This is a genomic window from Dyella sp. 333MFSha (genome assembly GCF_900102405.1).
Classification (GTDB): Bacteria; Pseudomonadota; Gammaproteobacteria; order Xanthomonadales; family Rhodanobacteraceae; genus Luteibacter; species Luteibacter mycovicinus.
This window is the reverse complement of sequence record NZ_FNBR01000002.1, coordinates 720,104-738,917: the sequence shown is the minus strand read 5'-3', so window position 1 is coordinate 738,917 and position 18,814 is coordinate 720,104. Positions and strand designations below refer to the sequence as shown.

Annotated in this window: 17 protein-coding genes; 11 read left to right on the top strand and 6 right to left on the bottom strand. The window is 65.8% G+C overall.

The window, feature by feature from the left end; genetic code table 11:
- Positions 1-52: 52 nt before the first annotated feature.
- Together BLT40_RS10595 and BLT40_RS10590 are read left to right on the top strand one after the other, a co-directional pair.
- Positions 53-1,372 (top strand): ABC transporter permease, encoded by a 1,320-nt coding sequence (locus BLT40_RS10595; RefSeq protein ID WP_090352933.1) that lies wholly within the window; start codon positions 53-55, stop codon positions 1,370-1,372.
- An 11-nt stretch (positions 1,373-1,383) separates the two neighbouring features.
- Positions 1,384-2,598 carry an ABC transporter permease gene (locus BLT40_RS10590; protein WP_090352931.1) on the top strand — a complete coding sequence of 405 codons (1,215 nt, stop codon included), beginning with the start codon at positions 1,384-1,386 and terminating at the stop codon, positions 2,596-2,598.
- A 15-nt stretch (positions 2,599-2,613) separates the two neighbouring features.
- Here BLT40_RS10590 and BLT40_RS10585 read toward each other — a convergent pair whose 3' ends face one another.
- Entirely contained in the window at positions 2,614-2,991 is a 378-nt protein-coding gene (locus BLT40_RS10585; protein WP_090352929.1) for a VOC family protein, read from the bottom strand.
- Between the two features lie 95 nt (positions 2,992-3,086).
- Between BLT40_RS10585 and BLT40_RS10580 the strand changes: the two genes are divergently transcribed.
- From BLT40_RS10580 to BLT40_RS10560, 5 genes are all read left to right on the top strand, one after another.
- Positions 3,087-3,509 carry a MarR family winged helix-turn-helix transcriptional regulator gene (locus BLT40_RS10580; protein WP_090352926.1) on the top strand — a complete coding sequence of 141 codons (423 nt, stop codon included), beginning with the start codon at positions 3,087-3,089 and terminating at the stop codon, positions 3,507-3,509.
- Positions 3,510-3,730: 221 nt separating this feature from the next.
- Positions 3,731-4,222, top strand: a complete 492-nt coding sequence (locus tag BLT40_RS10575; protein WP_036109649.1) for a MarR family winged helix-turn-helix transcriptional regulator — start codon at positions 3,731-3,733, stop codon at positions 4,220-4,222.
- A gap of 12 nt (positions 4,223-4,234) precedes the next feature.
- Complete coding sequence (locus BLT40_RS10570) at positions 4,235-6,361, top strand: FUSC family protein (protein ID WP_090352924.1); 2,127 nt, start codon at positions 4,235-4,237, stop codon at positions 6,359-6,361.
- Complete coding sequence (locus BLT40_RS10565; RefSeq protein ID WP_036109654.1) at positions 6,351-6,548, top strand: DUF1656 domain-containing protein; 198 nt, start codon at positions 6,351-6,353, stop codon at positions 6,546-6,548. Before BLT40_RS10570 ends, BLT40_RS10565 begins: the two co-directional genes overlap by 11 nt.
- Positions 6,549-6,559: 11 nt before the next feature.
- Positions 6,560-7,579 carry an HlyD family secretion protein gene (locus tag BLT40_RS10560; RefSeq protein ID WP_036109656.1) on the top strand — a complete coding sequence of 340 codons (1,020 nt, stop codon included), beginning with the start codon at positions 6,560-6,562 and terminating at the stop codon, positions 7,577-7,579.
- Between the two features lie 13 nt (positions 7,580-7,592).
- Here the strand turns inward: BLT40_RS10560 and BLT40_RS10555 are convergent, their stop codons facing one another.
- Together BLT40_RS10555 and BLT40_RS10550 are read right to left on the bottom strand one after the other, a co-directional pair.
- The gene (locus BLT40_RS10555) at positions 7,593-8,189 is read right to left on the bottom strand and encodes a GNAT family N-acetyltransferase (protein WP_079522325.1); all 597 of its coding nucleotides are present in this window, start codon (positions 8,187-8,189) and stop codon (positions 7,593-7,595) included.
- Positions 8,190-8,198: 9 nt separating this feature from the next.
- The gene (locus tag BLT40_RS10550) at positions 8,199-8,405 is read right to left on the bottom strand and encodes a YdcH family protein (RefSeq protein ID WP_036109662.1); all 207 of its coding nucleotides are present in this window, start codon (positions 8,403-8,405) and stop codon (positions 8,199-8,201) included.
- Between the two features lie 102 nt (positions 8,406-8,507).
- Between BLT40_RS10550 and ttcA the strand changes: the two genes are divergently transcribed.
- The 4 genes from ttcA (at position 8,508) to BLT40_RS10530 (ending at position 12,427) form a co-directional block, all read left to right on the top strand.
- Positions 8,508-9,380: a tRNA 2-thiocytidine(32) synthetase TtcA gene (gene ttcA, locus BLT40_RS10545; RefSeq protein ID WP_036109665.1), complete on the top strand. Its 873-nt coding sequence runs from the start codon at positions 8,508-8,510 to the stop codon at positions 9,378-9,380.
- Between the two features lie 34 nt (positions 9,381-9,414).
- Entirely contained in the window at positions 9,415-10,602 is a 1,188-nt protein-coding gene (locus BLT40_RS10540; protein ID WP_090352923.1) for an amino acid aminotransferase, read from the top strand.
- Between the two features lie 76 nt (positions 10,603-10,678).
- Positions 10,679-11,587: a recombination-associated protein RdgC gene (locus tag BLT40_RS10535; RefSeq protein WP_090352919.1), complete on the top strand. Its 909-nt coding sequence runs from the start codon at positions 10,679-10,681 to the stop codon at positions 11,585-11,587.
- Between the two features lie 72 nt (positions 11,588-11,659).
- A complete protein-coding gene (locus BLT40_RS10530; protein ID WP_090352916.1) occupies positions 11,660-12,427 on the top strand; it encodes a M48 family metallopeptidase in 768 nt (255 codons plus the stop codon).
- Positions 12,428-12,459: 32 nt separating this feature from the next.
- Here the strand turns inward: BLT40_RS10530 and BLT40_RS10525 are convergent, their stop codons facing one another.
- The 3 genes from BLT40_RS10525 to BLT40_RS10515 all read right to left on the bottom strand — a co-directional run bounded on the left by BLT40_RS10525 (position 12,460) and on the right by BLT40_RS10515 (position 18,761).
- Positions 12,460-13,458: an alpha/beta fold hydrolase gene (locus BLT40_RS10525; RefSeq protein WP_239709125.1), complete on the bottom strand. Its 999-nt coding sequence runs from the start codon at positions 13,456-13,458 to the stop codon at positions 12,460-12,462.
- A gap of 100 nt (positions 13,459-13,558) precedes the next feature.
- Positions 13,559-15,409: a M1 family metallopeptidase gene (locus BLT40_RS10520; RefSeq protein ID WP_090352915.1), complete on the bottom strand. Its 1,851-nt coding sequence runs from the start codon at positions 15,407-15,409 to the stop codon at positions 13,559-13,561.
- Positions 15,410-15,497: 88 nt separating this feature from the next.
- On the bottom strand, positions 15,498-18,761 hold the full coding sequence (locus tag BLT40_RS10515; RefSeq protein ID WP_143025870.1) for a dermonecrotic toxin domain-containing protein: 3,264 nt from the start codon (positions 18,759-18,761) through the stop codon (positions 15,498-15,500).
- Positions 18,762-18,814 lie beyond the last annotated feature (53 nt).

Genomic DNA, 18,814 nt, shown 5'->3' with positions numbered 1-18,814 from the left:
GCCCGTCTCTTGCTCTTTCGGGTATGCGAACAAGGGCAGGGGACCGACCGGGATGTTTGGCTATTACGTGGAACTAGCCGTGCGCAGCCTCAGGCGCAATCCCGTACTGACGGGCCTGATGGTGCTGGCCATCGCGGTGGGTATCGGCACCAGCATGACCACGCTGACCGTGATGCATCTGCTCTCAGGGGATCCGCTTCCGGGTCGAAGCGAGCATCTCCATTACGTGCAGGTCACGCCGTATCCCCAGGATGCAACGCCCACGCATCCCAGCGAAGTGATGGACGACCGCTCCGCGATGGATCTGTGGAAGGCGAAGCGCGCGGATCAGCAGGCACTTCTGGTCGGAAGCACGATCAAGGTCCATGTCCCGGCGTCGACATCGCCGCCACTGCTGCTGAGCATGCTGTCGACTCATGCGGACTTCTTCACCATGTTCGCGGCGCCCTTTGAATATGGTGGCGCCTGGACGGCGGAGGATGACGAGAAGCACGCTCGGGTCGCCGTGATCTCGTCCGATCTGAACCACAGGCTCTTCCGAGGCGAAAACAGTATCGGCAAGATCATCCGCCTGCGCGACAGCGACGTTCGCATCGTGGGTGTGCTGAAACCCTGGCGTCCGTCGCCGCTCTTTTACGACGTCTATGGCGGCCGCATGGCGCATGGCGACACAGCCGACTTCTACGGGAAGATCGAGGACGTAATGACGCCCTTCCAGTCCGGCCTCGAAATCAACGACGGCAATTTCGTCCAGTTCACGTGCTGGCAACTTCCTCCGTCACCGGGCCATCTGCAGAATGCGCCGTGTCTTTGGGTGAGGTTGTGGGTGCGGCTGCAGGACGATGCGAAAGTCGCGGCGTATCGCCGCTTCGTGGCCGACTATGCCGCGCAACAGAAGGCGCAAGGTCGCTTCCGTCACGACCTGACAGCCGTGCCATCGCTGATGGAATGGATGACGAGCAATCGTGTCGTACCCGGTGACGTACGCTTGCAGGTATGGCTTGCGTTCGCCTTCCTCGCCATCTGCCTGTGCAACACGGTCGGCCTGTTGCTCGCGAAGTTCCTTCGCCGTGGCGCGGACTTCAGTGTGCGTCGGGCGCTGGGGGCCACGCGCGGGGCGGTCGTCATGCAGTGCCTCGTCGAGACCGGCGTCATCGGCATCGCCGGCGGTCTGCTCGGCTGGTTGTTCACCCTGGCCGGCCTGTGGCTCGTGCGCCAGCAACCTGTGCCATATGCGGATATGGTCCGACTCGATGCATCGATGTTCATGACGACGTTCGTTCTCGCCGTGACGACCAGCTTGCTGGCGGGCGCGCTACCCGCCATCCGTGCCGGTCGGGTCGCCCCCGCGCTGCACCTGAAGACGCTGTAAGGACGATCGCCATGCGGACGCACCCCATCTTCGCCGCACTCCGGCATCACCGCCTCGCCACCACGCTCATCGTGCTGCAGATCGCGCTTGCCTGCGCCGTCATGTGCAATGCGTGCTCGCTGATCGCGGCACGCTGGCAAGCCATGCAGCTGGTGACCGGTATCGACGAGGCTTCGCTCGGCACGTTGTATCTGTCGGGTTTCGAACCGGGACGCGCCAATGACCTCAACGCGCGGATGGTGGCCGGGCTTCGTGCCATCCCCGGGGTGACGGCGGTCAACGTGGTGAACACGGTGCCCTTCAGTCACGGCGCGGGAACCGTAGGCGTGACGCTGGACGCCGCGGGGCAGCGCGAGGGTGGCGTCGTCGACGTTTATCTGGGCACCCCCGGCACGCTGGAGGCACTGGGGATACGCATCGTCGAAGGACGCGCGCCCGGCGCCGAGGACTACCGCCCGGTGGGCGACTTCTTTCCCTCCCAGGCGAATGTGCTGATTACACGCGCCGCCGCCGATCACATGTGGCCTGGGGTGAGTCCCTTGGGCAAGGAGATCTTCGTCGACAAGAACCACTTCCGTGTCATCGGCGTCATGGAACACCTCTCCATCGCCAGGCCCGGTTCCACGGGGCCGGAGGAAACGGACTGGTCGGTGTTCGCGCCGTCGCTTGCCGGGCCCACGCTGGCCGGCACTTACGTGATTCGCGCGAAGCCGGGCGATCTACCCGCCGTGATGCATAAGGCGCGCGAGGCGGTGACCGCACTGGCGCCGGATGCCGTGCTGATCCGCGAGAACAGCGACTCGCTGCCGGCGTTGCGCGCCGCCCACTTCGCCAACGACAGGGCGATGATGAGTCTCCTCGTCGGTATCATCGTGACTCTTTTGCTGGTGACGGCGCTGGGCATCGTCGGCCTGGCGAGCTTCTGGGTGCAGCGGCGACGCAAGCAGATCGGCATCCGCCGGGCGATCGGCGCGTCCCGTCGCGACATCGTCCAGTACTTCCAGCTGGAAAACTTCTTCATCGTAAGCATGGGCATCGGCGCAGGCGTGCTGCTGGCTTACGCTGCCAGCCTCACGCTCATGCACTTCTACGAAGTGCCCTTGTTGCCGCCGTGGTACCTGGCGGTGGGTGGCGCGACGCTTTGGCTGCTCGGGCAGTTGGCCGTGTTGGGCCCGGCCCTGCGCGCGGCGGCGGTCCCGCCTGTGGTGGCGACACGGGCGGGATGAGGGCGTCGCTCTTGCTCAGCCGCCGGAGTGCGCGACGGTATGCGCCGTGATCGTGTAACCGAACGGATCGACAAAGGCGAAGTAGCGGCCGAAAGGGCCATCTTTCGGTGCGAACACAATGGGCGTCCCGTGCCCGACGAGATGATCGTGCAGCGCATCGGCATCGTCGCATCCGAACCAGAGAGCGACGCCCTCACCGAGGTTGTCGTTTCGGCTGAGCTCGGCGACAGGCGTGCGCACGGCGAACGGAATGGGTCGGGTATCGAAGACCACGGCGCCGGGAGGGCTTTGGGCTGCGACCTTCAGCCCCACGACATCGGTGTAGAAAGCCCGTGCCGCATCGAGATCATGGGTTTGAATGCCGACGAAGTCGGGGCCGGTCAGATGGGGCATGACAATCTCTCCTGTGCCTGAGTTGGGTTAAGATATCAGTGTGCTGATACTAATGTAAGGGCCCTGATATGACTAGCCGTGCATCGCGACCCGACATGAGCGATCCCTACGCGACCGTCGGCTACGCGTTGAAAATGGCCCAGCAGTCGCTGCGAACGAGGATGGATGCCGGTCTGCGGGAGATCGGACTGACGACGCCGCAATACGCCGTGCTTACCTATCTGAAGAACGAAGCGGGTGCGTCGAACGCGACGCTCGCACGGCGCGCCTTTGTGACGCCACAGACGATGCAAGGCATCCTGGTCGCGCTGGAACGCGCGGACCTCATCGTGCGCACGGCCGATCCCGACCACGGACGGGTGCAGAAAACCGAGCTCACCGCCGCGGGACTCGATGCACTGGACGCCGCGTCGGGCATCGTGGCCGACGCGGAAAGACGTTTGCGCGATGCGTCGGCACCGGAGGATCCCCAGGCGGTCGCGGCGCTGTTGTTGCGGCTCGCCGAGGCATTGCGTTGAGCGTAGACGTTTCTTTGCCGATCGATGCAGCCTTCTGCGTGCAAAGTTGTCGACCCGCTCCATCCTTGCCGATGTCGTCCGTCCATCCGCCCGGCAGCAGCGAGCCGCAGCGAGTCCGCCACCTGTCGGTACGCACCGCGATTTCTTCCGGATAAATTACACCTATTGATAATACAGAAATGAACTATATACTTATGGGGTAACCGAAGACGGGACACCCCATGAGCGATTTCGCCCCCACCGAAGCACGCCTCGACGTCACCCGCGCCAAGTATCCGGCGTTTCCGCGGGAGCCGGCCGTGCTCGTTCGCCTCATCAAGCACATCTACAAGGAAGTGCACGACGAGGCCAACGCCGTGACGAAGCCGTTCGGGCTGAACCATCCCGAGTACAACATCCTGATGATGCTCTACGGTTCGCCGGACAGCGCGATGAATCCGTCGCAGCTGGCCGAGGCCGCCGGGGAGAAGTCGGCCAACATCACCCGGCTGACGACCCAGCTCTGCGACAAGGGCTACATCGTGCGGACTGGCAGCGACGAGGATCGCCGCAAGGTGACCCTGACCCTGACGCCCGAGGGCCTCGAACTGATCGAGAGCTTCCTGCCGGATATCGTCACGCTGCTTCATCGGCAGACCCGTAATCTGCAGCCATCGGAACAGGCGCTGCTGGAAGGCCTGCTGAAGAAGATGCTGGCTGGATTCGGGGAATAACCAGGGCGCGCCATGTCTGCCACCGGCCTACAAAACGCCACCCCCGGCACCCGCCAGATCGTCGTCGAGACGCTGCGCGAGGAGGTCAACGTCTGGCTGTTCGTGGTCAAGACGCTGATCGCCTTTTTCCTGACGGGCTGGCTCGCCATGCGACTCGACCTGCCGGCGCCTTCGACAGCGATGCTGACCACGGTCATCGTCGCCAACCGCCAGTCGGGCATGGTGCTGGCCAAGAGCTTCTATCGTGCGATCGGCACCCTCGCGGGCGCCACGGCGGCGATCGCCATCGTGGCCGCCTTCCCGCAGGAGCGCGACCTCTTCCTTCTCGCGCTGTCGCTGTGGATCGGCGTCTGTGCCGGCGGTGCCACGCTGTACCGTAACTTCAAGTCGTACGCGTTCGTACTGGGCGGTTACACGGCGGCCATCGTCGCCATTCCCGTCATCGACAATCCGCCCGGCGTCTTCGACTCTTCGTGGGCTCGGATCAGCGAGGTGCTGCTCGGCCTGATGGTCAGTGGCCTGGTCAACGACATCGTTTTTCCGAGTCGCATGCGTGACGTCCTGCGTCGCGCGGCCCGCGAGCAGTTCGCGAGCTTCGTCGGCTTCGTCCGCGACAGCACGGGGGGAAGCATCGCCCGTGACACCATGGAGAAAGCGCACCTGCGTTTCGTGCGCGCCGCCGTGACGCTCGAAGACCTGCGCAGCTCGGTGATTTTCGAGGACGCCGAAGCGCGTGCGCGCAGCAATCACCTGCGTCTTTTCAACCAGCGCTTCATGGCCGCGTCGACCAGCTTCCAGTCGCTGCATCACCTGATCAACCGGCTGAAGCGCGCGCAGCGCGATCTCGCCGCGGATACGCTCATCCGGCTTTACGCGCCCATCGGTGAGGCACTCGATGCACCCATCGAGGCCGGCGCCGCCGCCCGTGTCCTGCTGCCCAGGCTGGTGTCGGCGCGTGACACGATGCGCGCATCGGTTCCGGGCCTGCGCGCGTCCTTGTCCGACTCACAGGACGTGCGTGACTTCGATACGGGCGCCTCGCTGCTGACCCGCTTCGTCGATGAGCTGCACGGTTACGTCGACGCCGCGGCGTCGCTGCAGACGCCGCGGGTGATCGCCGGCTCCGCCGAGCGCGTGCGCTTCGATCGCGGCAACGACTTCCTCGGTGCGGGCCTTGCCACGTTTCGCACGACGCTGACGATGCTCGTGCTCGGTGCGTTCTGGATCTACAGCGCATGGCCGCTGGGCTCGAGCGCGATGCTGCTGGCGACGGTCTTCGCGGGCCTCTTCGCCACGATTCCCAATCCGACGCGCGTGACCTGGCAGGTCATGCTCGGCTATCTGTCGGGAATGGCGGTCGGATTTATCTGCGAGTTTCTCCTGCTGACCCAGGTCGACGGGTATGGGCTGCTCGTCGTGTGCGTCGCACCTTTCCTGGCCCTCGGGCTGGTCATGATGATGACGCAGCGTCTCGCGTTCTATGGACTCGGCTGGGCGATGGGCTTCGCCTACATCCTCTCGCTGAAGAACGTGCAGGTTTACGATCCCGCTCACTTCATCAATGACGCCATCGCCCAGGTCGTGGGACTTGGCGCCGCCGCCGTCTCGTTCGTCGTGATTCCGCCGGCCATCGGCAGCGCGTGGCTGCGCCGGCGCCAGCTGGCCCGTCTGCGCGGGCAGGTCGCGCTTGCCGCCGAAGCGCCGCTGCCGGGCCTTCGCCATCGGTTCGAAAGCGTCAACTACGATCTGGTCAGCCAGGTCGTCGCGCAGACCCAGCCGGGCAGTGCGGACTCGCGGTCCCTGATCGCCTGGGCCCTCGCGGTCCACGAGACCGGTCGCGCGCTGATCGAACTCCGTCACGACATGGCGCGCGGGGATGTGCCGCCGACGCTTCGTCCTTATCTCGACGACGCCTTGCGCACGCTGGCGCGCTTCTACGAGAAGCCCGATGCGGCCGGCTACCTGCTGGCGCGCGACGCCGTCGCGACCGCCATCGCCAGCGTGGGTGAGCATGAGGGTGTCGCTCATCTGCTCGAACACCTCCATCTCGTCCGCATGGCGCTGCTCGATGGCGAATCCGTCCTCGCCGCCTATATGCCAGACGCCCCGCTCACCAAGGACATCGCTCATGCCTCGTGAAATCGCACTCGGCGACGCGCTCGTTCCCGGCCTGCTCGTCTTCTTCGTCCTGGCGCTGCTGCTGTTGTGGCTGCTGGACGGTATTGCGGGTCGCCTGGGGTTGTACCGGCTCGTGTGGCACCCGCCGCTGTTTCGTCTCGCTGTCTTCGTCTGTGTCTTCGGCGCCTTCGCGCTGTTCATGTTCTGAGTGGAACCCTCATGAAACTCGCCAGCATCATTCGTTTCGCCGTTACCGCGGTCGTCGTGGTCATCGCCGCCTTCGTCGGACATGCCATGTGGAAGCACTACATGTATTCGCCATGGACGCGTGACGGGCGCGTGCGGGCGGAGATCGTCCGTATCGCTCCCGACGTCGCCGGACTGGTGACGGACGTCAAGGTCATCGACAACCAGACGGTGAAGAAGGGCGACCTGCTCTTCGTCGTCGACAAGGCGCGCTACCTCAACGCTGTCGCGCAGGCCGAGGCCAACCTCAATGCCGCCGAGGCGGCGGCGCGCGCCGCGGGGGCGAGCATCAACGCGGCCCAGGCTGGCGCGTTGCAGAGCCGCTCCAATTTCGAGATGTACGAGGCGCAGTCCGAGCGCCGCCAGAAACTGATCAACAACGTGATCTCGGCGGAAGACAAGGCTAACGCCATGGCCGCCGCCAATGCCGCGAAGGCAGGCTGGCAGCAGGCGCAGGCCAGCACGAAGCAGGCCAGTGCGGCGCAGCAGCAGTCACTGGCCGCCGTTGCGCAGGCTCAGGTCGAACTCGCTTCCGCACAGCTCAATCTCGACCGCACGGAGGTGCGCGCGCCGGTGGATGGCTTCGTCACCAATCTCGACGTCCGCGTCGGCGACTACGCCAGTGCCGGCACGGCCCGCCTCGCCCTGATCGACAGCCATTCCTACTGGATCTACGGCTACTTCGAAGAAACCAAGTTGCCGGGCCTGCGCATCGGCGATCCGGTGGATATCCGCCTGATGAGCGGTGGTGCGCGCCTGAAGGGCACCGTCGAGAGCATCGCCCGCGGCATCACCGACGCCGACAACCCGACCGGAAGCGACCTGCTGGCCGATGTGAATCCGACCTTCAACTGGGTGCGCCTGGCGCAGCGCGTGCCGGTCCGGGTGCGGATCGACAGCGACCACCTGCCGGCGGGCGTGGTGTTGTCGGCGGGCATGACGGCGACGCTGATCGTGCGGCCGTCGCACCCGGAGGCGGTGGCGGCGCGCTGAGCGCCGCGGTCCCTCAGGCCTGCGGCGGAGCCAGCCGCGCGAGCCGCAACTGCAGCCACTTGTCCACATCCGGCCACTCGGTGGCGAGGATGCTGTAGCAGACGGTGTCACGCAGCGATCCGTCGGGACGACGCTTATGGGCCCGAAGCACGCCCTCACGCCTGGCCCCCAGCTTCTCGATAGCTCGCTGAGAATCCTGGTTGTAGGCATCCGTGTGGAATTCGACGGCCACGGCGCCGACGTTCTGGAAGGCGTTGGACAGCAGGAGGTGCTTGCTTGCCGTGTTCACATGGCTGCGCTGCCAGCGCCGGGCGTACCAGGTGTAGCCGATGGCCAGCCGGGACGGATCGTTCACGATGTCGTAGTAGCGCGTGCTGCCGACGATCTCGCCGGAGGCATTCTCGCGGATCGCCCAGGGAGACATCCGGCCTTCTTCCTGGCCGCGCAGCGCCGCTTCGACGTAGTCGGTCATCCGGCCCGGGGCGGGCACCGAGGTGAACCAGAGGTTCCAGAGGTCACCGTCCGCCGCCGCGCGCTCCAGCGGCTCGATATGGGCCAGTTGCAGCGGCTCGAGGCTGACGTAGGGGTTTTCCAGGCGAACGGGGTCCATCGGCGTCCTTCAGGCGTCCAGATCCGGGATGAGCCGGCTTTCGATACGGGAAATGGTGTCCTTCAGCAGCAACTTACGCTTTTTCAGGCGGGTCAGCTGGAGCTCGTCGCGGCTGATGGCGGCGGCCAGATGGTCGATGGCGGCGTCGAGGTCGCGATGCTCGACCTTCAGTTCGGCGAGGCGCTGCTGGAGCTCGTGAGGATCCTGGACCTGCATGGCGTTGGGCCGGGCGAGGAGGGGAGCGACGATTGTAACCCCGGGCGCGGGGTCCCGCAGCGGCTACAATAGGGGGCCGTCCCCTCCGAATACCGCCTGAGCATGTCCGCCACGCCCGACGCCACACGCAAGCAGAGCTACGAAGCCGGCAAGCTGGCCAAACGCCTGCGTCGCCAGGTCGGCCAGGCGATCGCCGACTTCGGCATGATCGAGGACGGCGACCGCATCATGGTCTGCCTCTCCGGCGGCAAGGACTCCTACACGATGCTGGACATGCTGCTGTCGCTGCAGGCGAAGGCACCCGTCCGGTTCGAACTGATCGCGGTCAATCTCGACCAGAAGCAGCCGGATTTTCCCGCGCACGTGCTGCCGGAGTACCTGACAGGGCGGGGCGTGCCGTTCCACGTCATCGAGCAGGACACGTACAGCGTCGTCACCCGTGTGATTCCGCAGGGCAAGACCATGTGCAGCCTCTGCTCGCGCATGCGGCGGGGAGCGCTGTACCAGTGGGCGTCGGACAACGGGATCACCAAGATCGCGCTCGGTCACCATCGCGACGACATCCTGGGGACGTTCTTCCTGAACATGTTCTACCAGGGCAGCCTCAAGGCCATGCCGCCGAAGCTCCTCTCGGACGACGGTCGCCATGTCGTCATCCGCCCGCTTGCGTACTGCCGCGAGGATGACATCGAGACTTACGCCGAGGCCCGCGCGTTTCCCATCATTCCCTGCAACCTGTGCGGTTCGCAGGAGAACATGCAGCGTAAGGTGGTCAAACGCATGCTGCAGGAATGGGAGAAGTCCCATCCCGGCCGCAGCGAAACGATTTTCCGGGCGATGGGCAATATCGCGCCCTCACAGCTGACGGACCGTAGCCTGTTCGACTTCGCGGCGCTGGGCGCACGCGAAGGCGCGGCACGCGCCGACGCACATGCCTGGCTGACCGGCGGCGACGCCGGTGACGATAACGACTGATCATTTCCTCTACCCGCTTCAAGGCCTGCCGACCATGACTCTCTTCTCTTCTGTCGAACTCGCACCGCGCGATCCGATCCTCGGCCTCAACGAAGCGTTCGGCGCAGACACCCGCACCGACAAGGTCAACCTTGGCGTTGGCGTGTACTACGACGCCAACGGCCATGTGCCGCTCCTGCGCGCCGTGCGTGAGGCCGAAAAAGCCCGCCTCGAGGCGCAGTTGCCGCGCGGTTACCTGCCCATCGACGGCATCGCCCTCTACGACAGCGCCGTACAGAACCTTCTGTTCGGTGCCGCCTCCCCGCTGCTTGCCGATCGCCGCGTCGTCACGGCCCAGGCTTTGGGCGGCACCGGCGCTCTGAAAGTCGGCGCCGACTTCCTCAAGCGCCTGAACCCGTCGGTGCCCGTGGCCATCAGCAACCCCAGCTGGGAAAACCACCGCGCGCTGTTCGAAGGAGCGGGCTTTGAGGTCGTCGACTACCCGTATTACGACGCCGCGACGCACGGTGTCGACGTCGACGCCATGCTCGGCGGCCTCGCGAAGCTGCCCAGGGGCGCCATCGTCGTCCTGCACGCCTGCTGCCACAACCCGACCGGTGTGGACCTCGTTGAGGCGGACTGGGTGCGCGTGATCGAGGCCGTGCGCAAGCACGACCTCGTGCCGTTCCTCGACATCGCCTATCAGGGCTTCGGCGACGGTATCGAAGCCGACGCCATCGCGGTGCGCCTCTTCGCCGATGCCGGCCTGCCGTTCTTCGTTGCGAGCTCGTTTTCGAAGTCGTTCTCGCTGTACGGCGAACGCGTGGGTGCCTTGTCCATCGTGACCGGTTCGCATGACGAAGCCGTTCGCGTGCAGTCGCAGCTCAAGCGCGTCATCCGCACCAACTATTCCAACCCCCCGACCCACGGTGCCGCCGTCGTCTCGGCGGTGCTCAACCACGCCGAGCTGCGCGCGCAGTGGGAAACCGAGCTGGGCGAGATGCGCGATCGCATCCGCGCCATGCGTCGTGGCCTGGTCGAGCGACTGGCGAAGCACGGCGACTTCGGCTTCATCGAAGCACAGCGCGGCATGTTCTCCTATTCCGGTCTTTCGTCGGCACAGGTCGATCGCCTGCGCATCGAGTTCGGCATCTACGCCGTCGGTACCGGCCGTATCTGCGTCGCCGCGCTCAACGACGGCAATCTGGACCGCGTCGCTTCCGCGATCGCCCAGGTCGTCTGACCGTCATTCCGCGCTCCTACGCCGGCGGCGCCTCGCGCCCGCCGCGGTCCCTCATTCGCAAGAGAATCGTCGATCCATGTTCTATCGCAACCTGACACTGTTCCGTTTCTCCGAGCCGGTCGCCGCCGACCTCCAGCGCCTCGACGAGGTGCTGCCCGAGCACCGCCTTCGTTCCGTGGGTCCGATGGAAATGTCGACGCGCGGCTTTATCTCCCCGCTCGGCCGCAAGGAAGAAGCACTGACCCATTCCGTCGCCAGCAACACGATGGTCACCGTCGCCGGCGAAGACAAGCTCCTGCCGACGTCCGTGGTGAACGACGAGCTGGCCAACCGCGTGCAGAAGATCGTCGACGAAGAGGGCCGCAAGGTCAGCGGTCGCGAGCGTAAGCGCATGAAAGACGACGTCATGAACGAGCTGCTGCCGCGCGCCTTCGTGCGTACGTCGCGTATGTCCGCTTATGCCGACAAGAAGCACGGCTGGCTGGTCATGGACACCTCCAGTCGCAAGTCGGCTGAGAACACGCTCAGCCAGATCCGTGAGGCGCTGGGCAGCTTTCCGGCCGTGACGCTGGCGCCGGAGGAATCGCCGCGCATCCTCATGACTCACTGGGTGGCCACCGGAGAATTGCCGGCAGGTCTGGCTCTTGGCGACGAATGCGAACTGCGCGACCCGGCCACCGCCTCCGGCGCCATCGCGCGCTGCCGGCGACAGGATCTCGACACCGATGAGATCCGTGAGCATCTGCGTACGGGTAAGCAGGTGTTTCAGCTCGGCCTGGTCTTCGACGACCGTATATCGTTCGTGCTCGGTGAAGACCTGATTCTGCGTAAGATCAAGTTCACGGATGTGGTGCTGGACGAGCAGGGCGACAGCCCTGAATCGGCTGCCGCGGAGATGGACGCGAATTTCGCCCTGATGGCAGGCGAGTACGCGCGACTCCTCGGCAAGCTGGAAGAATGGTTCAAGTTGCCGCGCCCCGAGTGATTCAGGCGCCGCGTCGCAGGAATTGATATGGGTTGGTGGGATGTTCGTCGGGATCGAAAAGAGACTCGCGACATGGCATCGGAAGAAAGTGAGTGGCTGGAGCTGTCGACGCCGACCGGAGGCACGATCCGCGTGCTCAAGTCGGCGCACCCGCGCGCGCGTCGGCTGCGCCTGACCGTCACCCCCAAGGGTGCCCGCCTCACCTATCCCAACGGTACGCACACGGCGCAGATGACGGCCTTTCTCCGTCATCATGCCGACTGGCTCGAGCAGAAACTCGGCGAGTTTCACCTCGATGCCGAGCCGCTTCCGCGCCTGAAAGTCGGTGTGCCGACGACGTTCCCGTTCCGCGGCGAAGAAATCGCGCTTGACTGGGCCGAGGGTCCCTATCCCCGCGTGGATCAGACGGCGGACGGCCTCACCCTTGTCATTCCACGTCCGCACACGCGGGCGTTGCTCGTGGCTCGCGGCCTGCTTGCCACCCACTTCGAAGCACAGATCCGAAAGGACGTCTCGCGCTGGCTGCCGGCCTATATCCCGATGATCAACGCGGCGCCCACCGCCTTGAAGATCCGCCCGTTGAAAAGTCTCTGGGGCAGTCTGGATACGCGCGATCGCATCAATCTGGATCTCGCCCTCGCGCTGGCGCCACCCGCGGCACTACGCTATGTGCTCGTCCATGAATTGTGTCATCTGAAGGTGCGCAATCACTCGCCGCGCTTCTGGCACTGGGTCGAAGGCATTTTCCCGGACTGGAAGGAACAGCGGAACTGGCTCCGCGCGCATGGCAGCGGATTGAAGATGCAGCTGGACCGGTTGGTGGCCGACGTCGCGGACTGAATCGCCAGGCTCGCTGGCGATGACAAGCCACCTCAATGCGCCAGCGCGAAACCCGTGATGACCCGCGCCGTCTCATCGGGTTTTTCGAGCATCGGCATGTGCCCGCAACCATTCATGATCGTCACGCTGATGGCTGGCGAGCTCTTCAGACCGTTGCGCAGCGTATCCAGTGCGGAGACGTCGATGATCTTGTCGTCCCGGCACCACATGCCGAGCACCGGCATGGGCAATGTGCCGATGACGGGATCGAGCGCGTAGGCCTGCGCGGGGTCTTTCAGCTGGGCGAACGTACGTGCGATGAACTCGTGGTCCTTCGCGTTACGGTCCAGTATCGCGTCCTCGAGACGCCCCGGAATATGCGGTGGCTTGAGGAAAATCCGCGCGAGGAGGGCTTCGAGGTCGGCACGGTCCTTGAGCAGGAACGGATTCTTGCCGGCCTTCACGTCACGAACGAAGTCGTTGTCCTTGAAGGTCAGTCCGAGCGAACTCATCAGCACGAGGCTCGCGACCCGGTCCGGGTGTTCGCTTGCGTAGACACCGGCGATCGCGCCGCCCATCGACTGGCCAACCAGCAGGAAATGCTGCAGTCCCGTCGCCGCCGCGAACGCTTCGATACGTGCCGCCTGTGCGGGAATGCCGTAGTCGCCGTTGTCGTTGCGCGACGATTCGCCCCAGCCGGGCAGGTCCGGTGCGACGACATGGAAGTGATCGGTCAGGCCCTTGGCCATTTCCAGCCAGGTTTCCTTGTTGGCGGCGAAGCCGTGCAGCAGCACGATGGTGGGGCCGGTTCCCCCCTCGTAGTAAGACCAGGTCGTATCGCCCGCCACGACCTGCTTCTCCTCCATGTGTGCCGCCATCGCGAGACGCGCGGCGTCCGCCTTCAGCAACAGGGATGGCGCGAACAGGTAGACGCCTCCGGCCCCTACGCCCAGCACCGCCGCGACGACGATGAGGAACTTGAGTCGCCGCAGCAACAGGCGCTGCCAGAGGGGGCGCGACGTGGTGGTGGCCGGGATGGGGGTCTTTGCCATGAAATCGGAAGCCTGGAACGAAGGACGCCCCGCAAGATGCGGGGCGTGGGAGCAGGATGCAAGCCCCGCGGCCGCCGGAGCGGCGCGCAGGAACCTGCGGTCAGTTCTTTTTCGACGTCCCGGCGAGGATGCGCTCCACCGCCTGCTGCGTCATCGGGTGGTAGCCGCTCTTCGCCCTGGCGTAGGTTGCCTTCGCGTATGCGAGACCCTCCGGCGTCCGCGCGAACGCCCGATAGACCGGCGTCGTCAGGTACAGGCGGCCAATCCGGGTCATGTGTTCGGCCGCGGCGGTCCAGACGTCCTTGTCGCCGGCGGCGATCGCATGGGCATACCAGCGCATGCCGATTTCGGCATTGGGCGTACCGGTGAGATGCCAGGCGGCGTCCAGCTCCTTCATCTTCGCCAGCGGCGGGACGTCCGGCATGCGATCCAGGAAGTACATCCATTCCTGGGTATTCCAGGTTTTCGCCTCGAGCTTGTCCGCCGCCAGGGTGCCGCCCAGGAAAGCGTCCCGCTGCTTGTCGATGCCGTCGAAGCGTGCGGAGGTCGGCAGCGGTGCGTTCTTCGGAATGCCCGGCTGCCAGATCCACGCGCGTGCCTCGGCTTCGCTCATCTTGCCCGGGTACTTGTCGAGCAGGTTGGCCTTCAGATACGCGAACATCGTGTCGGTGTCGATGCTCTGGAAAGCGAAGTGCGCGAAGTAACCCTTCAGATAGGCATCGAAGGTGTCGCGGCCGAAACGCTGTTCCAGGGTGCGGAGGAACCACGACCCCTTGTCGTAGGCGACCGAGGAAAGGGAGTCGTCCGCGCCGACGCCACGTACGTCCGGCGTGAGCTTCTGGGTGTTGGCGGGCATGGCGCCGATCGTCTTTTCGAGTTCGCGAGCGGAAAGCAGGGCTTCCTCGTCGGCCTGCGACTTGCCGTAAACGGCCTCGGTGATGCGTCCCTGTACGTAGGTGGTGAAACCTTCGTTGAGCCAGATGTCGCGCCACGCGGCGCTGGTCACCAGGTTGCCCGACCACGAATGGGCCAGCTCATGCGACACCAGCGAGACGAGACTCTTGTCACCGACGAGCACCGTCGGCGTGGCGAAGGTCATGTTCGGGTTTTCCATGCCGCCGAAGGGGAAGGACGGCGGCAACACGAGGATATCGTAGCGACCCCACGCATACGGCCCGTACAGCTTCTCCGTCGTGGCGATCAGTTTCTCGGTGTCTTCGAATTCGTGCGCGGCCTTCCCGACGATGCTGGGTTCGGCATAAACGGCGCTGCGTGGTCCGGTTTCCTTCACCGCGATGTCGCCCGCCGCGATGGCCAGCAGGTACGAGGGGATCGGATGCGGCTGGTCGAACCGGAAGTCGCCGTTCAGCGGGTGCTTCGCGTCGTTGATCGCGCTCATCACCACGCGCACGTCCTTCGGTGCGCTGATGTGCGCGTCGTAGGTGAAGCGAATGGCGGGAGAGTCCTGTAGCGGTACCCAGGAGCGGGCGTGGATGGACTCCGACTGCGAGAACATGAAGGGCTGCTTCTTGTCCGCGGTCTGCTCGGGCGTCAGCCACTGCAGGCCCGAGGCCTCCGGCACGGTCGTATACGCGATACGCACGCTGGCGGGGTGCGCCGGTGCCTGGATCGTCAGCTTCGACCCCAGTTCCTTGTCGCGCGGTGCGAGGGCGAACTTCAGCGAAGAGGTCTTGCCGTTCGCATCGACGGCGTCGACCCTGGCGATCTTGAGGTCGCGCGTGTCGAGTACGAGATCCTTCGCCCTGGCATCTTTCCAGTCCAGGTCGAGCGTGGCGTCGCCGGCCAGTTCGCGCTTGCCGAAGTCGAGCTTCAGGTCGAGATTCAGGTGGGTGACGCGGACGGCGTCGGGCTGGGCGTACGAGTGCGGGTCGGCCGCGAAAGCCACGACGGGAAACGTCATGGTCAGGGCAAGGACGGGAAGCAGGCGCATTGCGGGATTCCGGTGGAAGGAAGCACCCAGTATGCCATTCATGCCCGGATCGATCCGGCGCGTACGCACCGGATCGACGGGTTGGCCTTCAGCGCGGAAGGCGCGGCCAGGTGCCGAGTTCGAACTCGTTCCCCCATAGCCATACGTTCGGCGGGGCCGCCCGCGGCGCGCCGGTCGGCAGTCTCGGCCGGATCGTGAGGGTTCCGGGATCGCCGATACCGTACCGCAGCAGGTCGAACGGGGGCAGCAACGACCCGGTCTGCCGTGTGGCGATCACGCGCAGGTCGATGCGCAGCCACGCTCCCTTGAGCGACCCGTACGTGGCCCCGGCGATCCCGGGAAACGCGGTGTGGGGCGAGTGTGAATAGACGGGAATCCCGGTGTGCGTGAACAGCCGATGCTGGCGTATCGAGACGGCGGCGCCCCGGAACAGGTCCGCCTGATCGCGCGGCAGGTAATACCACACGGTTGCCGGCCACTCGGACGGCGGAACGACCACCATGTTCGCGGGTGCTGTGCCCACGCTGAGGTCGTGCACGAGTTGGGATGACGCCACGAGCGAGCGGTTGATGGGGGCTCCGGGAAGGTGACGGGCAAGACGCAGCGCTTCGCGCCAGGTCGATGCGTGGGCGCCTGTCGGCACTGCGGCGGTTCCCGTACCGCGAAGCACCTGGACCGCCTCGTCCGAGCCGCCGGCCAGCCGCGACAGCTCGCGCAGGAGGATATCGCGCTGGGCCAGGTTGAGTGCGCCGACCTCCGGATCGGTAAGACCTCGGTTGCGCAGCAGCACGTGCATCTCCGGGGTGACCGCATGCGGTGCGCCGCCGAGCAGGCCGACGTCGCGCCGATACGTCCACACACCGTCCGGCGAGCGGGCGATCGCCGGCCCCGTGAAGTTCGCATCGGGTGCGCCCGCACGCGTGAGACGCCAGGTCGCGTGTTCGCGGTCGTAGCGGACGCCGTAGACCTTGTCATGCTGGCGCAGGTAATGCCGCCCGCCCGTCACGTGGAAACCTTCCGAACTGCGCGTCGCTCCCGCCAGATCGACGGTGACCTCGAAGCGTGATTCGAACACGGCGTCGGCCCGGGTGATGCTTCGCCGCGTCGGCGTAAGCAGGGTGGACGAAGCCCGTGCGCGTACCATCGCACCGGCGACGCGTGGCAGCACCGGACGAAGGCCGATGACGTTCAGCGCCGAGGTATAGCCATCGACGATGTCGAGGTAAGCCTGCGAGTAGTCGCCCGCCTTGACGTTGTCATAGAAGCGCCAGGACGCCTGGAACGTGCGCGGTACCGACTGCACGACGCTGGACACGGTGTGCGCGACGGCGCGTTCCTGCCAGCCGATGACGGACATGAGCGACGCGAGTACGGCCTGGCGCCCCTCGGCATCGGCCTCGCCGGTCGTCCGGGACCCCGCGCGCACATCGTGCAGCATGTGATCGACGGAGGCGTCGTACATGGCCTTGAGGAAATCGTCGTGAATCTCACGCTCTTCGAAGGGACTGTCCATGCGCGACTGGCCCGTATTTCCCTGCTGCGACAAGACCCAGTTCGCCAGACGCGAACCGTCGCTCATGCGGAACCGCCGGCTGCCGTTCTGCTCGGTCTGCGCGAATTCCGCGGGAAGCCGGTCGAGCAGGTAGCTTTCGAAAGTGGGATTGAGCAGGAATTCCCGTGCCGCTTCGGCGCGCGAAGCGAACTCGCGATACGTGCGACCATCCGGCGCGTCGGGTGTATAGAAAACCACACGCGACGAGGCACGGCTGTCACGCGCGGCGACGAAGACCATGTCCGATAGAGGTACGCCCTTGAACGTGAGCTGGTGAACGACGACGTCGTGACCGAGTACCTTCGCGCGCCGTCCTGGCGTGGGCGCATCGAGCGCGGCGGCGAGCAGCCGGTAGCCGAACTCGCCCTGATCGTCGTAGAAGCTTCGCGGCTCGTCCCGGCGGTAATAGGCGATCCGCGCGTCGGCGGCTTCGAACCGCATCCGCGCCTGCTGCAACGCGATCGCGAAATCGCGCGACGTCGCTCCGGCCGGTGTCGAACGCAGTCGCGATTCGAGGTACTCCGCGTAGCGCCGCCCCGCGTCGAGCTCGCGGATCATTGTCGCGAGCGCCGCACCGTTCAGGGGTACGGACAGTGGCTGCCCGTCGTCGCGCGAGACCGCGCCCACGGACAGGCCATGCGACGCGATATTGCGCAACGCCAGCGCGACCAGCGGCACCTTCCGCCCCTGCGTTCCGCCGAACAGCATGGACAGCGTGGCGATCGGATCGCCGGTCGGCATGTCCGCCATGGTGACCGAGAGGATGGATGGATCGTCCGTGATGCCCAGCGGTACGAGCCGCGCCGCGAGCTGCGCGCGAACGAAGGCGTCGAGCGAGAGGGTCTCGGTCATGCCTTCACCGCGCCTCGCTTCGCCCATGCCCTGCATCGTGTTCCGGTAATCGGCGCGGGCGCGATACCAGTCGTCGCGCACGGCGGCGGGAACGTCGCGCAGCCGTGCCTCGTCGATCGCTCCCGCGAGCCGTACGTCCCGCTGAGCGAGCACAGCGTGAACATCGACGTAGGACGACAGGCGCAAGGCCGCGGTGACATGGTCCACCAGACCGGCGACGTCGCAGTCGCCCGCGGCGAACCGATCCCATGCGCTGCCGATCTTCCCGGCCTGGGTCGCGACGATGCGTTCCGCGAGGCGCGCGAAGGGTTGTTCGCCCAGGGGACGTTCGCTTACCGCCACGCCCTCGCCGAGCACGAGCGGCGAGGCGTCGTCGACGGCGACCAGGCCATGACCCGACGCGAGTGCCTGGCGCAAGCGATGGTCGAGCACCTGCCGGAGCGATTCCACACCGTCGAAGCGTTCCCATCCACGGTCGGGCGTGAAGGCGAGCACGAGGTCGGGCCGGCTGCCGTCTTCTACGACGAAGGCGCCCGCATAGGCGCTGCCCCCGACGAGCAGCTCGCTCATCGTCACAGAGGCGGGCAGCGGGGCTCCGCCTGCGCGCGAGGCGATCATGGCGAGGTCCGCCGCCGCGGCGTCCAGGGTGCCGTCGTCGCGTAGCAGGGCGCCGTCGTCGCGAGCCACGTCGGCCATGCGCTGCGCAAGAGCGCTCACGCGCGTTCCCGGAGCCATGGCGGGCGCACCATCGACCGGGGCCTGCCAGTGCGCATGCAAGGCACCGAGAAACGCGGCCTTGCCATCCACGTCGGGAGCGTCGGGAAGTACGGGCAGGGAATCCTGCTGCGCGATCAGCCAGGCCTGCATTGCGTCGAGGCGGGCGACGGTGTCGATGCTCGCCTGCGAGGCGTCGCTGACGATCGCAGGGGGTGCCTGCGGCGGGGTCATGTCCATGTGCGTCCTTTGCGTGGGATATCACGCAAAGGTTAGGCAGTCGCCCT

Excerpts from the sequence above, each read along its gene's own strand:
- BLT40_RS10565 (WP_036109654.1), top strand. The coding sequence starts at position 6,351 with ATGCCTCGTGAAATCGCACTCGGCGACGCGCTCGTTCCCGGCCTGCTC.
- BLT40_RS10590 (WP_090352931.1), top strand. The coding sequence starts at position 1,384 with ATGCGGACGCACCCCATCTTCGCCGCACTCCGGCATCACCGCCTCGCC.
- BLT40_RS10585 (WP_090352929.1), bottom strand. The coding sequence starts at position 2,991 with ATGCCCCATCTGACCGGCCCCGACTTCGTCGGCATTCAAACCCATGAT.
- BLT40_RS10540 (WP_090352923.1), top strand. The coding sequence starts at position 9,415 with ATGACTCTCTTCTCTTCTGTCGAACTCGCACCGCGCGATCCGATCCTC.
- BLT40_RS10580 (WP_090352926.1), top strand. The coding sequence starts at position 3,087 with ATGAGCGATCCCTACGCGACCGTCGGCTACGCGTTGAAAATGGCCCAG.
- BLT40_RS10515 (WP_143025870.1), bottom strand. The coding sequence starts at position 18,761 with ATGACCCCGCCGCAGGCACCCCCTGCGATCGTCAGCGACGCCTCGCAG.
- BLT40_RS10550 (WP_036109662.1), bottom strand. The coding sequence starts at position 8,405 with ATGCAGGTCCAGGATCCTCACGAGCTCCAGCAGCGCCTCGCCGAACTG.
- BLT40_RS10560 (WP_036109656.1), top strand. The coding sequence starts at position 6,560 with ATGAAACTCGCCAGCATCATTCGTTTCGCCGTTACCGCGGTCGTCGTG.
- BLT40_RS10575 (WP_036109649.1), top strand. The coding sequence starts at position 3,731 with ATGAGCGATTTCGCCCCCACCGAAGCACGCCTCGACGTCACCCGCGCC.
- BLT40_RS10535 (WP_090352919.1), top strand. The coding sequence starts at position 10,679 with ATGTTCTATCGCAACCTGACACTGTTCCGTTTCTCCGAGCCGGTCGCC.
- BLT40_RS10520 (WP_090352915.1), bottom strand. The coding sequence starts at position 15,409 with ATGCGCCTGCTTCCCGTCCTTGCCCTGACCATGACGTTTCCCGTCGTG.
- ttcA (WP_036109665.1), top strand. The coding sequence starts at position 8,508 with ATGTCCGCCACGCCCGACGCCACACGCAAGCAGAGCTACGAAGCCGGC.
- BLT40_RS10555 (WP_079522325.1), bottom strand. The coding sequence starts at position 8,189 with ATGGACCCCGTTCGCCTGGAAAACCCCTACGTCAGCCTCGAGCCGCTG.
- BLT40_RS10595 (WP_090352933.1), top strand. The coding sequence starts at position 53 with ATGTTTGGCTATTACGTGGAACTAGCCGTGCGCAGCCTCAGGCGCAAT.
- BLT40_RS10530 (WP_090352916.1), top strand. The coding sequence starts at position 11,660 with ATGGCATCGGAAGAAAGTGAGTGGCTGGAGCTGTCGACGCCGACCGGA.
- BLT40_RS10525 (WP_239709125.1), bottom strand. The coding sequence starts at position 13,458 with ATGGCAAAGACCCCCATCCCGGCCACCACCACGTCGCGCCCCCTCTGG.
- BLT40_RS10570 (WP_090352924.1), top strand. The coding sequence starts at position 4,235 with ATGTCTGCCACCGGCCTACAAAACGCCACCCCCGGCACCCGCCAGATC.